This is a genomic window from Endozoicomonas sp. ALD040 (assembly GCF_049275945.1).
In the GTDB taxonomy this organism is placed as follows: domain Bacteria; phylum Pseudomonadota; class Gammaproteobacteria; order Pseudomonadales; family Endozoicomonadaceae; genus Endozoicomonas_A.
Window position 1 is genome coordinate 904,822 of sequence record NZ_CP184829.1, and the last position, 13,769, is coordinate 918,590.

General features: G+C 49.0%; 11 protein-coding genes. 8 read left to right on the forward strand and 3 right to left on the reverse strand.

Translation table 11 applies throughout. The features are described from left to right. The first annotated feature begins 79 nt into the window (after positions 1-79). Positions 80-1,213, forward strand: coding sequence for a hypothetical protein (locus tag ACOJUN_RS03215; protein WP_422135230.1), 1,134 nt, complete (start codon positions 80-82; stop codon positions 1,211-1,213). Positions 1,214-1,242: 29 nt separating this feature from the next. Here ACOJUN_RS03215 and ACOJUN_RS03220 read toward each other — a convergent pair whose 3' ends face one another. Genes ACOJUN_RS03220 through tsaD form a run of 3 tightly spaced genes read right to left on the reverse strand, consistent with a single transcriptional unit; the run spans position 1,243 to position 3,150 of the window. Next, positions 1,243-1,740 carry a 2-amino-4-hydroxy-6-hydroxymethyldihydropteridine diphosphokinase gene (locus ACOJUN_RS03220; protein ID WP_422135231.1) on the reverse strand — a complete coding sequence of 166 codons (498 nt, stop codon included), beginning with the start codon at positions 1,738-1,740 and terminating at the stop codon, positions 1,243-1,245. Further along, positions 1,737-2,102: a dihydroneopterin aldolase gene (gene folB / locus ACOJUN_RS03225; RefSeq protein ID WP_422135232.1), complete on the reverse strand. Its 366-nt coding sequence runs from the start codon at positions 2,100-2,102 to the stop codon at positions 1,737-1,739. The genes ACOJUN_RS03220 and folB overlap by 4 nt, the downstream gene beginning before the upstream one ends. Further along, positions 2,095-3,150, reverse strand: coding sequence for a tRNA (adenosine(37)-N6)-threonylcarbamoyltransferase complex transferase subunit TsaD (gene tsaD / locus ACOJUN_RS03230; protein ID WP_422135233.1), 1,056 nt, complete (start codon positions 3,148-3,150; stop codon positions 2,095-2,097). The genes folB and tsaD overlap by 8 nt, the downstream gene beginning before the upstream one ends. Positions 3,151-3,834: 684 nt before the next feature. On the opposite strand from tsaD, the gene rpsU reads away from it, so the two are divergent. The 7 genes from rpsU to ACOJUN_RS03265 all read left to right on the forward strand — a co-directional run bounded on the left by rpsU (position 3,835) and on the right by ACOJUN_RS03265 (position 13,682). Further along, complete coding sequence (rpsU, locus tag ACOJUN_RS03235) at positions 3,835-4,050, forward strand: 30S ribosomal protein S21 (protein WP_034839300.1); 216 nt, start codon at positions 3,835-3,837, stop codon at positions 4,048-4,050. Between the two features lie 86 nt (positions 4,051-4,136). Then, on the forward strand, positions 4,137-4,586 hold the full coding sequence (locus tag ACOJUN_RS03240; protein WP_422135234.1) for a GatB/YqeY domain-containing protein: 450 nt from the start codon (positions 4,137-4,139) through the stop codon (positions 4,584-4,586). Between the two features lie 143 nt (positions 4,587-4,729). Further along, a complete protein-coding gene (gene dnaG, locus ACOJUN_RS03245) occupies positions 4,730-6,679 on the forward strand; it encodes a DNA primase (RefSeq protein WP_422135235.1) in 1,950 nt (649 codons plus the stop codon). Positions 6,680-7,141: 462 nt separating this feature from the next. Continuing rightward, positions 7,142-8,965, forward strand: a complete 1,824-nt coding sequence (gene rpoD, locus ACOJUN_RS03250; RefSeq protein ID WP_422135236.1) for an RNA polymerase sigma factor RpoD — start codon at positions 7,142-7,144, stop codon at positions 8,963-8,965. Between the two features lie 266 nt (positions 8,966-9,231). Continuing rightward, entirely contained in the window at positions 9,232-10,641 is a 1,410-nt protein-coding gene (locus ACOJUN_RS03255; RefSeq protein WP_422135237.1) for a hypothetical protein, read from the forward strand. A gap of 203 nt (positions 10,642-10,844) precedes the next feature. Continuing rightward, on the forward strand, positions 10,845-12,239 hold the full coding sequence (locus ACOJUN_RS03260) for a cytochrome P450 (protein ID WP_422135238.1): 1,395 nt from the start codon (positions 10,845-10,847) through the stop codon (positions 12,237-12,239). A 51-nt stretch (positions 12,240-12,290) separates the two neighbouring features. Next, complete coding sequence (locus ACOJUN_RS03265) at positions 12,291-13,682, forward strand: hypothetical protein (RefSeq protein ID WP_422135239.1); 1,392 nt, start codon at positions 12,291-12,293, stop codon at positions 13,680-13,682. Positions 13,683-13,769 lie beyond the last annotated feature (87 nt).

The following is a 13,769-nucleotide window of genomic DNA, read 5'->3' on the forward strand; positions in this document are numbered from 1 at the left end:
GATCACCTGATGAAAGAAGGTTCTATAACAGCTTCCTTGCAGTTAATGTATTTTATTCAACGAAATAGATTGAGATGACATGGACATTTTTCTGGTCGGCGGTGCCGTTCGAGACAGGTTATTAGGCCTTCCACTCAAAGATCACGACTGGGTAGTGGTTGGTAGCAGTCCTGAGCAAATGACTGAACAGGGCTTTCAGCCTGTTGGCCAGGACTTCCCTGTCTTCCTTCATCCGGATACCAAAGAAGAATATGCGCTGGCTCGTACCGAAAGAAAGTCCGGTCATGGTTACACTGGCTTTGTTTTTCATACCGCCCCCGATGTCACTCTGGAAGAAGACCTGATCCGCAGAGACCTGACCATTAATGCCATGGCCCAGGATGATCTTGGCAATATCTATGATCCCTACGGTGGTCAGAAAGACCTCGAACAAAAACTGCTTCGCCATGTTTCCCCGGCATTCCAGGAAGACCCCCTGCGCATTCTTCGTGTAGCTCGATTTGCCGCCCGCTTCCATCACCTGGGGTTCAGGGTGGCTCCCGAGACTCTCGAATTGATGTCCTCTATGATCGACAGAGGTGAAGCCTCCTATCTGGTTCCCGAGCGAATCTGGCAAGAAACCACACGCGCCCTGTCTGAACCTGACCCTGAGATATTTTTTGAAGTATTATCTGAGTGTCACGCCATAAACGCCGTTATGCCGGAATGGGCTCCTTTCCTGAGAGAGAATTCGACAGGCATAAAAGCACTTCGCACGGCAGCCATTCAACAGGCGTCTTGTGACGTTCGATTTGCAGTCACCTTCGCTTCTGAAAAAGAACTCTCCAGAGACTTACTGACTGCACTGAGTAAACGACTGAAAACACCTTCCCAGTTTTCAGAGCTGTCCAGCCTGACTTTTCAGCACAGTGCTTATTTAATCGAGCACGCCGAAGCCCTAGAAGCAGAACAGCTAATGATTCTGTTTGAAAACACCGATGCATTCAGGCGGTCAGAACGTTTTGACGCCTTTCTGAAAGCCAGCCGCTGCATTGCCGTAGCTCAGAAAAAAACACTTTCTGAAAGCCATCAGAGCCAGATAAAATCCTTGCTTTCTCTTTGCCTTTCGACCAATGCCAAAGAGATTGTTGCCCGGGGCTTTAAGGGCAAGGCGATAGGTGAAGAACTGAGAAAAACGAGAGTATTACGAATGCAGGAACAACTGGATCACTAGAATTATTCAGCCCATGAACGGGCTGCTGATCAGATGGCTTCGAACTCCAGCTCAGGCAGAAGACGAGGTTGACTACCCAGCTTAACGCCTGGTTCAAATACCAGATTAATAGCGCCGGTAAAAACACTGACTGGCCTGCCCATCTGAAAATTCCATAACTGCTTTACCAGGGGTCGATAGTAAACTTCTTCGATGCTGCTGATCCTCACATCGCGAACATCATCAACCACCTGTAAAATATCGAGATCAGCCCGGCATTCAAGACTGCCTCTGACTCTTCCTAGCCGGTCTTCTACCTGCTTGCACCAGCCATTAATCGATGCGGATGACACTTCGCTCTCAAAGCAAGCGACAGCATTATAGTAATCAGCCGCTCTCTCCTTAGCCACAGCACCACCCTCGGCAGACGTTTGAATCAGACTGCTGACCAATAAGGTACCAAACTGCTGACGGAGAGTCTGTATCATTTGCCAACAGTTTTGCTCGGCCTCATCATTGGACCCTACGCCAATGTAAAAAAGTGTCATGGCTGACGCATCTCTTCCCTGGTTCGTTCGCACCACACGGAGGCTAAAGCACCTTTCAATGCCTGTGGTTTTCGGATCAGTACTCCGACCCTGTCAACATTGAAATTCGCCTGAATTAACTGAATGATGCCACCTGCCAGGGCTTCGAGCAAAGCATATCGGGATGCTTCGCAAAAAGCACGAACGGTCTGGCTGATAGCATCGTAATCCAAGGCATCGTTCAGGTCGTCAGATCGAAATGCCCGGGAAAAATCAGTTTCCAGCTCTAAATCAATGATCAAAGGCTGGGCCGCTTCGTGCTCAAATTCGTAAACACCAATCACAGCCTGGGTTTCCAGCTGTTCAATTCGAACCTTATCCATTCACCCTGCCCTCTGGTTTCAGGTTAACGGCTTCCAGTGTTTCCATGTTCCAGCGTGGCATCGGGGCCACTTCAAGGGGCTCCGTCTGACCGGCAAGCAGACGCTGGCAACCGGCATAGGCGATCATTGCACCATTATCTGTACAAAACTCAGGTCTGGCATAACGAAGGCTGCCACCTTCTCTTGCCGCCATGGCTTCAAGCTGATTTATCAACCGGCGATTGGCACTGACACCTCCGGCAATCACCAACTGTTTCAAACCGGTCTGCCTGAGAGCCCGACGACACTTGAATGCAAGAGTATCAACCACGGCATCTTCAAAAGCCCAGGCAATATCCGCTCGATCCTGCTCACTCAGCCCACCTTCTTCTTTACAGGCTGCTATGGTATTGAGTGTAAAGGTTTTCAAACCACTGAAGCTGAAATCCAGACCGGGACGATCGCACATAGGCCGTGGGAAGCGGAAACGCCCTTCAGTCCCCTTCTGTGCAAGATTGGAAACCCTTGGACCACCGGGATACCCTAATTCCAACATAGCGGCTACTTTGTCAAAAGCCTCACCAGCAGCATCATCAATAGACTCGCCCAACAGCTGATATTGCCCAATACCATCAACCCGCACCAATTGGGTATGACCACCCGACACCAGTAAGGCAAGGAAAGGAAAATCAGGTGGATTTTCTTCCAGCATAGGAGCCAGCAAATGACCCTCCATATGATGGACACCCACACAAGGAACACCCAGCGCCCAGGCCATGGAACGACCTATACTGGCTCCCACCATCAGGGCACCAATCAGACCCGGGCCTCTGGTGTAGGCCAGGGCATCAATCTGTTTGCGTGTGATGTCGGCTTTTTCCAGCACCTGGCTGATCAGTGGGAGAACCCTTTGGATATGGTCTCTGGAGGCCAGTTCAGGCACGACACCGCCATACTCGGTATGCATTTCAATCTGACTGTACAGAGCATCCGCCAGCAACCCTCTCTCGCTGTCATAAAGTGCAATGCCTGACTCATCACAGGATGTTTCAATCCCGAGGACTATCATCTGTTAGACCCACTACTGTTTTCAAAAAAAAGCTGTTTTCATTAAGGCAATGCCACGATCCGTTAGCATTGGCCTGTCAGATACAGCTGACACTTCCCGCTGGTTTCTGAAAGAAACTGTGGATTACCGTCATTCAGACAGCTTTTCAGCTCATCAACCTCAGCACAAATAACAGGCACCCTGATAATAAGAATCTGCCTATAAGGCTATTATTCGCTACCTGCTGCAGGATCTCGGGATGATACTGCAAAGCGGCCTTTACAGGAAATGCCAAACACCGCAACCCCGGGGACTCTTAAAGGAATGAAAGCAAGTCAGGTTTTTGCATTTATTGAAAATAGTCTATAAAATTCCCACCCTTAAAAATACGCGGCTAGTCTGAACATTTGTTCAGACTTATTTTGCGGGTCGGAATTAGCTTCTTCCCACGGCTTTCAGGGCATCAGATTAACTGTACTCCGGAAAAAAGTGTGAATGCTCAACCGCCTGCTCTCGTTTGGCGTGATTCATTGATATGAAAATCGTCAGGTCGAAAATAAATCCTTGCCAAGCCATCCCTGGCTTGTGAACAACAGGGCAGAATTTTCTGAAAGAGAGTAGATGGTACTAATAGCAGATGTTGTGATGCCGGGCTGCAAACCTTTATTAATGTACTCACTATTTTTATAGGAAGGTGATCTCTGCATGCCTGCTGTTAAAGTTAAAGAAAATGAACCGTTTGATGTAGCACTGCGCCGCTTTAAGCGCTCTTGCGAAAAGGCTGGGGTACTGGCTGAAGTACGTCGTCGTGAACACTACGAAAAGCCTACCTCCGTTCGCAAGCGCAAGGCCGCTGCTGCTGTCAAGCGTCATTTGAAAAAACTGCAGCGCGAACAGCGTCGTCGCGAGCGTCTGTATTAAGAACGGATTTCCGGCTTTAATAACTTCGATTCCCAAATTTCTGCTCGAAACTTTCTTTCGGGAAAGAATCGTATTGAGGTAAGAACATGAGCGAATGCCAGGTCAGGGAACAACTGACTGCTGCAATGAAGGATGCCATGCGCAGCCGCGACAAGGTTCGATTGGGAACGATTCGCCTGGCTCTTTCCGAGCTTAAGCGAATAGAAGTAGACGAAAAGTCGATTGACGACACCCGCGCCCTTGCAGCACTTGACAAGATGGCCAAGCAACGCCGCGATGCCATCAACCAGTTCGAGTCTGCAGGGCGCACTGATCTGGCTGATCAGGAGAAACTGGAACTGACCATTCTTCAGGGCTTCCTGCCCTCGCAGCTCAGCACCGAAGAAATCAGCCAACTCGTCTCGGAAGCCATTCGCGAAACCGAGGCACAAAGCATGCGCGACATGGGAAAGGTCATGGGCATTATCAAGCCTAAAGTTCAAGGCCGGGCAGACATGAGTCAGGTCAGCCAGACCATCAGACAACTGCTTAACTGAGTCAGCTCTGCGCAAGTCTGCCATCAACATTGGCAACAATCACTGACAACCGTCCATTAGCGATGATAACATCAGCACTCTGTTAAGATTTCTGGCAGCGGCCTTTTCACTTCAATGGCTGGCACTCACATTTATGGGCATTTATGGCCGGACGCATCCCCCAGACATTTATTGATGACCTGCTGAACCGGCTGGACATCGTGGACGTTGTCGATAGCCGGGTAAAGCTTAAGAAGACCGGTCGAAATTACTCCGCTTGCTGCCCTTTCCATCAGGAAAAAACCCCATCATTCACTGTCAGCCCGGACAAGCAGTTTTACTATTGCTTTGGCTGCGGTGCCAGCGGCAACGCCCTGGGCTTTGTCATGGATTTTGACCACCTGGACTTCCCGACAGCAGTTGATTCTCTGGCCAGCCAGGTTGGACTGGAAGTTCCCAGAGAACAGCACAGTCAAAAACGCGGCCCGGATCACAGCCCGCTTTATGAGCTGATGACCAAAGCCAACGTTTTTTTCAACGAACAACTGATTAAAGCTTCTGATGCACCCAAAGCCATTGAATACCTTAAGCAGAGAGGACTGGATGGCCAGACCTGCAAACGTTTCGGTATCGGCTTTGCCCCGCCTGGCTGGGACAACCTGAAGAATCATCTGGCAGAGAACCAGGAGAAAGAAGACCAGTTAGTTACCACCGGCATGCTGGTGGAAAAAGAAGAAACCAAAAGCCGCTATGACCGCTTCCGCGACCGAATCATGTTTCCCATTCATGATACCCGAGGCCGAATCATCGCTTTTGGTGGCCGGGTACTGGGCGACGCCAAACCCAAATACCTCAACTCACCGGAATCCCCCATTTTCCAGAAGGGACGGGAGTTATATGGACTGTATGAAGCCAAAAAGCATAATCGCCACCTTGAACGCATTCTTGTTGTCGAAGGCTATATGGATGTTGTTGCCCTGGCCCAACAGGGCATTAACAATGCTGTCGCCACCCTGGGTACAGCAACAACCCCGGACCACATACAGAGACTTTTTAAAACCGTATCAGAAGTTGTGTTCTGCTTTGACGGCGATAATGCTGGCGGACGCGCAGCCTGGCGAGCCCTTGAATCCACTCTTCCCCATATGAAAGATGGCAATCAGGCACGTTTTCTGTTTTTACCCCAGAGCGAAGATCCGGACAGCATGGTCAGACAAGAAGGTGCCGATGCCTTTCTGGAAAGAATAAAAACCACCGCCCTCAGCCTCGACACTTTCCTGTTTCAGGAACTCAGTAACGGTATCGACCTGAATACCATGGACGGACGTTCACGACTGGCCACCGATGCACAACCTCACCTCCACAAGATTCCCGACGGTCTGTTCAAACAGATGTTGATGCAGAAACTGTCAGAGATCACTGGTTTGAATACCGATACTCTTGAAAATTATTTAAACAAAAAGAGTGAGCCTGAACCTGCCGCTGATAACGCATACGACGATTACCCTATACCTGCTGAAACCGACTATTATCCGCAAGCGCACTATGAGCCTGAGTCTGCCCAGCACTTCCAACCTCAGACGTATAGTTTTGAGCGCAAACCCTTTAAAAAGGGTTTTAAGGAAAAGAACGAACCGCCCGTTCCTGCGCCATTAAAAGTGGGTCGATCTCTATATGCCATCCGGCACCTGCTTTGTAATCCTGAATTAGCGACCAGCGTAAAAGCAATCAATGAACTGGAAGGTGACGGGCATCCTGATACACAACTGTTAATTGCTCTGATAAAAACGCTTCAGGAACAACCTAAACTGGCCACTATTGCCCTGATCGCACAATGGCATGGTACTCACCACGGCATTCGACTTCAGGAAATCGCATCGTTGGAACTTGGGCATCAGCCCAACGACCAAGAATTCCATGAAGCTATAGAACGAATCAGGGATACGGTCCGGGAGCTTGAGCACAAACAGACGGCCAACTCTCTTAAACAAACTTTTTCACAGAAAAAACCCGGTCAGATAGACTCGGCACAACGCAGTGTTCTGGAAGCCCTGCTTGAAAAGAAAAAGAAAAAACTCGGTATCGAGTCCACGAACACCAGTACCAAGAAATAACGTTCTGAAAACCCGGAAAAATCCCAGACTGAACGACAAACGCCTTATTTTTTAGCAATAACTGTAAGTAAAATGTAAATTGTTTTTTATCACTTTATTTATGGCGACGCACATATTTTTAGGTATATACTTGAACTTCACTGTGCTATGTGGGAAGCCGTTATTAACCACACACCTGATTCTGAAACCGGTCTGAAACAGCCATGAGCGAAGAAGGCATCTTACTGACTCACCTGTTGTGAGAGGGTGCTTTTACGGTAAAAAGCCAAGGAAGGGGACCCTCACCATGCGTAGTTTTTCATGGACCGTTTTTCCGGTGCCCCATCCACTGAACATCGTGCAGATCCGCGAGAGTGTACTCTTTTACACTTTATTGTGGAAAACCTCATGTTTTTTGAGCTATAATTGCCTGCTTACGTTTTTTTTCGTCCGGCACTCCACTTTCGCTGTTAAAGGGTTGATATGTCAGCTAACTCGCAACAACAATCCCGACTGAAAGAGCTTATCTCTCGCGGTAAGGAACAGGGATACCTGACTTACGCTGAGGTAAATGACCATCTTCCTGAAGACATCTCCGACCCTGACCAGGTTGAAGATATCATTCGCATGATCAATGACATGGGTATCACCGTCTACGAAACAGCGCCGGACGCCGATACCCTGTTGTTGTCAGAAGCGGACACTGATGAAGCTGCTGCCGAAGAGGCAGCAGCAGCTCTTGCAGCTGTTGAACAGGAAGCAGGCCGAACCACTGACCCTGTGCGCATGTACATGCGTGAAATGGGCACGGTCGAACTGCTGACTCGCGAAGGCGAAATCCAGATCGCCAAACGCATTGAAGAAGGGCTGCGTGAAGTCATGTCAGCCCTGGCCAGATTTCCTGGCTCGGTTCAGATTGTTCTGGACGAATATGACCGGATTATAGAAGAAGAAGGCCGCCTGACTGATCTGATCAGCGGCTATATCGATCCTGATTCTGATGAGCCTGTCGCCCCCCCCTCTCCTGCTGTCGAGAACATCGAAGAAGACTTTGACGACGATGACTCTGATGACGATGACGATGACGACGCTGGCGGTCTTGATCCGGAAGAAGCCAAAGAGCGCTTTGATCTCCTTCGCGCTGGTCATGAGAAGGTACTGAGCACTTTGGCAAAGCATGACTTTGGTTCCAAAGAAGCCAAAGCTGCAATGGATGAACTGACCACAGCTTTCATGCCTCTGAAACTGGTTCCCCGTGTTTTTGACATGCTGGTTTTCCGCATCAGGAATACTCTGGACACCATTCGGGGCAATGAGCGCGCGATCATGCAATTCTGCGTACGCCGCGCGAAAATGCCTCGCAAGATCTTCCTCAGTACTTTCCCGGGCAACGAGACCAGCCTGAAATGGATTGATGACATCACTTCTGGCAGCGCCGGCTATGCTGAAGCCATCAATCACTACCGGGATGAAATCATACGTGCCCAGAAGAAGCTGATCACTATTGAGAAAGAGTTCGGCTGTACGCTGGTCCAGATCAAGGACATCAATCGCAGAATGTCTCTGGGCGAGGCCCGCGCCCGTCGTGCCAAGAAAGAAATGGTCGAAGCCAACCTGCGTCTGGTTATTTCTATCGCCAAAAAATACACCAACCGTGGTCTGCAGTTCCTGGATCTGATTCAGGAAGGCAACATCGGTCTGATGAAAGCGGTAGACAAATTCGAATACCGTCGCGGATACAAGTTTTCGACCTACGCTACCTGGTGGATCCGTCAGGCTATCACCCGCTCCATTGCGGACCAGGCCAGAACGATTCGTATCCCGGTTCACATGATTGAAACGATCAACAAACTGAACCGTATTTCCAGACAGATGCTCCAGGAGATGGGGCGTGAACCGACTCCTGAAGAACTGGCTGTTCGCATGGAAATGCCAGAAGACAAGATCCGCAAGGTACTGAAAATCTCCAAAGAGCCTATCTCCATGGAGACACCCATCGGCGACGATGAAGACTCCCATTTGGGTGATTTTATCGAAGACGCGACCATTCAGTCACCTATCGATCGGGCTACCGGCACTGGTCTGAAAGAATCTACCCGCAACGTACTCTCTGGCCTGACGGCTCGAGAAGCGAAGGTACTACGCATGCGTTTCGGTATCGACATGAACACTGACCACACTCTGGAAGAGGTGGGCAAGCAGTTCGACGTTACCCGTGAACGTATCCGTCAGATCGAAGCCAAGGCTCTGAGAAAGCTGCGTCACCCGACGCGCTCGGATCACCTGAGGAGCTTCCTGGACGAGTAATATCTTCCAGTTCCAAAGTACCAATAAAGCCGTGCTTTTCACTTTTGAAAGCACGGTTTTTTTGTATCTGGCTGCCACCAACTGGTCAAGACAGGTGACCCATCGTGGGTCGCTTCAATAACAGGTGTGTCCATTTTACTGACCTATATATGAACTCTTTGGAGCTTTTTTGCCTCTAATAATTAGACGGGTTGTATCGCAACCTCTGATCTCTCCAGAGGGAGTTGCGTAACACCAATAATGTTCTTTAAAAGGGGGATAACATTATGGACCCATTACGCGCTTTATTACTGACCATTCTGATCTTTTTTCCTGTCCAGGCTTCTGCTGGAGAATTTTCACCCGGCTACTCGACGGCATACCGCCACTTTCCAGAGCTGGTAACTGCACTTGATAAAAACTTTGATGGCCTGCTCTCCTACGATGAACTCATTGATGGCTACCATGCACCGTATCTGAACAAAGACCTTTATCAAACCATCAGGCTTTACCTCGTTAATTTCGAGTCGTGGCAAAACCCTGTTGCCGTCTCATTAAGCAGGGATAGCATTGAGTTGGCCGAACTGTCGGGACAAGTGGCAAAGTATCACCACGAGCGGGACAACACTTTTTGGGATGCCTGGCTTGCACAACCGGAACGGCAACCTTATGCAGACGCTTATAGACGACTTTTCCCTCATGGTCTGACCAGTATTACTCCGGATAATCTTGTGCAAAAGTATTTTCCAGACTGTGTTCTGATTGCCTCGCTGGCCTCAATAGCCAGCTCCGAAACCGGAAAAAGACTGATATTCAATTACTTCTATAATACGGCTGATGAACAGGTATTTAGCATCGTTTTTCGCGGCAGTAATGCAAGTATACCGATTCGATTCAGAGAAGTTGAGCACTACAAATTTGCCGAAACACGTGATGGCGGTATCTGGCTGGCTATGCTGGAAGCTGCTTACGCAGAATCGTCAAAAAGTTTCGTTAAAAAATATCGACAAGCCGACTGGTCACGGTTTGACTATCGCAAATATTCAAAGCTGGACGGGGTAGACCAGATGCAAGCTATTGATGTACTTATGGGATCCTATTCCGATTACATCAACCCGCAACTTCAAAGTCAGGAGCAGTTGAAGGAGCTACTCAACTCTTTTGTTGATAATGAAAAAGTTGCGATTTTTTCTGTTAACCCATCAATTTCAACTTTACTGAAGTTAAGGCCATTCGCTAGAATCAAAAGCTATCACGCCTATAGCCTGATCGGCTATGACAAAGAAAAAGATATTGTTTATATTCGTGACCCTCATGGCTGGTCTGCTACGCATACAAACCTCTATACCATTAACCAACATATTCAGCCTCTTTCCTCAGGCAACAGTGCAATATTTGAAGTCATAAAGAGCCACCCTTGGGACCCTGACTATAAACGCGCTTATGGACTGACGGATCCTGAACTAAACGACTTCCTCAACCAAACCGCACCACAGGCGCTGGACATCATAGCCAAAGGCGAAATCCTTTCCGATATTTCATTACCCATATCTACTTCTGAGAGAAGCCCTGCCAGGACCGGCATCATTGAAATGACCGTAGAACAGTTCATTGATACATTTAATGTCCTGTTCATCAGCCAGTGCGGCCCCTATCAATGCCCTAATATCAATAGGAGCCTGACCAGCCGGATATAAACTACTCTTTGGACTTGCTGTTATCTAATGGCTAATTAGCCTTGTCGAAAATCACCATCAGACCAGAAGGTGTCACGTGTAACAAGCTGCTTTTTACAGGGGTTAAGTCGCTCCGACGCTTTTGCGTCTCTTTGGCATTGATGCGCCGTACGAATGGGGTGGGAAATCGCTGATCGAAATCAATGAGTAAAAAAGGAGGGGTCATGACCCGTTTAAAGTTATTTGGCCGCAAAGAAAGCATGTCGTCCGCGCCTCAAGTCCCTGGGCCGACTGGGCTTGAAATGCTCAAGGTGATGAAGGAGGGGCAGCGCGATATCCTCAGCACGCTGATGAGCTTGAGCAATCAGTACGGTGATATTGTGCGTTTCCGCTATGGGCTTTGGCCAGCCTGTTTGGTGACGCACCCAGACCATGTTCGTCATGTGCTTCAAACAAATAATCGTAACTATGACAAAGGCAATCCCCTCTGGGATATGTCACGCTGGTTTTTTCGTGAGGGCTTGCTGACGAGCGAAGGGGAGTTTTGGCGACGGCAGCGTCGTTTGGCGCAACCCGCCTTTCATCATAAGCGTATCGCGACCTTTGCGGAGCTGATGGTTGAGGAAACGGTCAAGATGCTTGCGGCCTGGGTGCAAAAAGATCAGGAGGAAGAGGAAGCGGCGTTCGATATGGCTGCGGAAATGGGACACTTGACAGCCCGCATTGTCAGCACAACCCTCTTTGGAGTAGACGTTGAAGAGCAAGCCGAGGCGATCCATCGCCAAACCTTGCTCATTAATTCTGAGATTGGCGAACGATTCCGGGCGCTTTTGCCACTGCCGCCCGTGCTGCCCACGCCGCGTGACCGTCGTTTCCGAGCGGCACAAAAAGAGCTGAATGACGCCGTGGAACAAATGATCAGCAGGCATCGCCAAGACAATACAGAACGCGGCAACTTGCTCTCGATGCTAATGCACGCCCGTGATGAAGAAACGAACGAACAGATGACCGATCAGCAACTACGCGACGAAGTGCTGATTTTTTTTACCGCCGGGACTGAGACGACAGCCAATGCCCTGGCGTGGTGCTCTTATCTGCTTTCAACACATCCCACCGTGCGCCGCCGCCTTTGGGCTGAAATAGATGAGGTGTCAGGGGGGCGACGTGCCACGCTGGATGATTTGCCAAAGCTTAGTTACACGCGCATGGTCTTTCTCGAAGCGATGCGCCTCTTTCCACCCGCCTGGCTCATCTCGCGCCGCGCCGTCGCCGATGATGAAATCGCGGGCTACCACATCCCCGCCGGCACGATGATATTCACCAGCCCCTACGTCACGCACCGCCATGCCACCTTTTGGCCAAACCCTGAAGGCTTTGAGCCAGAGCGCTTTGAAAAAGAACGCGAAATCAAGCGCTTTGCCTACTTTCCCTTTGGCGGCGGCCCACGTCAGTGCATTGGCAACCAGATGGCCATGATGGAAGGCAGCCTCATCCTCGCCACCCTCTGCCAGCAATACCGCCTTGACCTCGTAGCTGGCCATCCCATCGCCCTCGAGCCCCTGATCACCCTCGCCCCACGGCATGGCATTATGATGACGCGCCATCGACGGCAAAGATGACGCGAATCCCTGACCACAAATCAAGAGAATGACGCGAATCTTTGACCACCAATGAATATGCTAGATCGATTACGCACTCTATTAATGGCCAGTCTGCTGTTTTTTTCTGTCCAGGTTTTTAGCGGGCAATTCGCACCCGGCTACTCGTCGGCATACCGCTACTTCCCGGAGCTGGCAGGCGCACTTGATAAAGACTCTGATGGTCTGCTCTCCTACGATGAACTGATTGAGGGCTACCATGCCCCGTATCTGCACAAAGACCTTTACCAAACCATCAGGCTTTACCTTGTTAATTTCGAGTCATGGCAAAACCCTGTTACTGCTTCATTAAGCAGGAAGAGCATTGAACTGGCTGAACTGTCGGGGCAAGTCGCAAAGTATCATCACGAGCAGGACAACACCTTCTGGGATACCTGGCTAGCAAAGCCGAAACAGAAAGCGTTTGCCGACGTTTATAGACGACTTTTCCCCCATGGTCTTACCAGTATCACCCCGGATAACCTCCTGCAGAAAGATTTTCCAGATTGTGTTCTGATCGCTACTCTGGCCTCATTAGCCAGTTGTGAAACCGGAAAAAGGTTAATATTCAATTACTTCTATCCCATTGATGAACAGGCATTAAGTATTCTTTTTGAAGGTATTAGTGAGGGCGCCCAGATTGAATTCAGAGAAGTTGAGCACCATTCATACTTTGCCAAAACACGGGATGGTGGTATCTGGCTGGCTGTGCTGGAAGCCGCATACGCCCACCTGTCGAAACGTTTCATTAATAAAAATCGACATAATGACCGGGCACAATCCAGATATCATCAATACTCAGAACTGGATACAATCAGGGAGTCAGATGCTTTTCACATACTAATGGGATCGCATAGCAATCTCATCAATCTGCAATCTGTGACTCAGGGGCGATTAAAGGAACTGCTCAACACTTTTGTTGATAATGAAAAAGCAGCAACTATTGCTATTATCCCATCTTATTCAGCTCCCCTCGGGCTAAAGCCGTTCGCAAAAATTATAAACAATCACGCCTACAGCCTGATTGGCTATGTCAGGGAAAAAGAAGTTGTCTATATTCGTGACCCTCATGGTTATTCTGCTGCGGTTGAAAATCTCATTACCATTATTCGACATAATCAGCATCTTTCCATAGGAGATAACGTAATATTTGAAGCCATGATGAACTATCCCAGCCATCCTGACTACGGAGTCGCCTATATCTTGACAGAGTCTGAAGTAAACAACTTCCTTAAACTAAATGACCCTAAGACGATTAAAATGGAGAAAGACATAATCAATATTGAACGACTCAGGTCTTGGTCTGAGAAAAGCCCCGCCAATACCGGCATCATCGAAATGAGCATAGACCAGCTTATTAGCACCTTTAATATCATGCACATTAGTCAGGACGGGCCGTATCAATGCCCTATAAACCATAACTAAGGACCTGGCCAGTTGCTCATTCTGCTAACAGGAATCTCCATTTCTCTCACCTGTAAATGAACTTTTTGAACTTCCTGTCATCTAAGT

Coding starts and splice junctions, on each gene's coding strand:
- ACOJUN_RS03240 (WP_422135234.1), top strand. CDS start 4,137: ATGAGCGAATGCCAGGTCAGGGAACAACTGACTGCTGCAATGAAGGAT.
- ACOJUN_RS03260 (WP_422135238.1), top strand. CDS start 10,845: ATGACCCGTTTAAAGTTATTTGGCCGCAAAGAAAGCATGTCGTCCGCG.
- ACOJUN_RS03220 (WP_422135231.1), bottom strand. CDS start 1,740: ATGACACTTTTTTACATTGGCGTAGGGTCCAATGATGAGGCCGAGCAA.
- rpsU (WP_034839300.1), top strand. CDS start 3,835: ATGCCTGCTGTTAAAGTTAAAGAAAATGAACCGTTTGATGTAGCACTG.
- dnaG (WP_422135235.1), top strand. CDS start 4,730: ATGGCCGGACGCATCCCCCAGACATTTATTGATGACCTGCTGAACCGG.
- tsaD (WP_422135233.1), bottom strand. CDS start 3,150: ATGATAGTCCTCGGGATTGAAACATCCTGTGATGAGTCAGGCATTGCA.
- folB (WP_422135232.1), bottom strand. CDS start 2,102: ATGGATAAGGTTCGAATTGAACAGCTGGAAACCCAGGCTGTGATTGGT.
- ACOJUN_RS03265 (WP_422135239.1), top strand. CDS start 12,291: ATGAATATGCTAGATCGATTACGCACTCTATTAATGGCCAGTCTGCTG.
- ACOJUN_RS03255 (WP_422135237.1), top strand. CDS start 9,232: ATGGACCCATTACGCGCTTTATTACTGACCATTCTGATCTTTTTTCCT.
- rpoD (WP_422135236.1), top strand. CDS start 7,142: ATGTCAGCTAACTCGCAACAACAATCCCGACTGAAAGAGCTTATCTCT.
- ACOJUN_RS03215 (WP_422135230.1), top strand. CDS start 80: ATGGACATTTTTCTGGTCGGCGGTGCCGTTCGAGACAGGTTATTAGGC.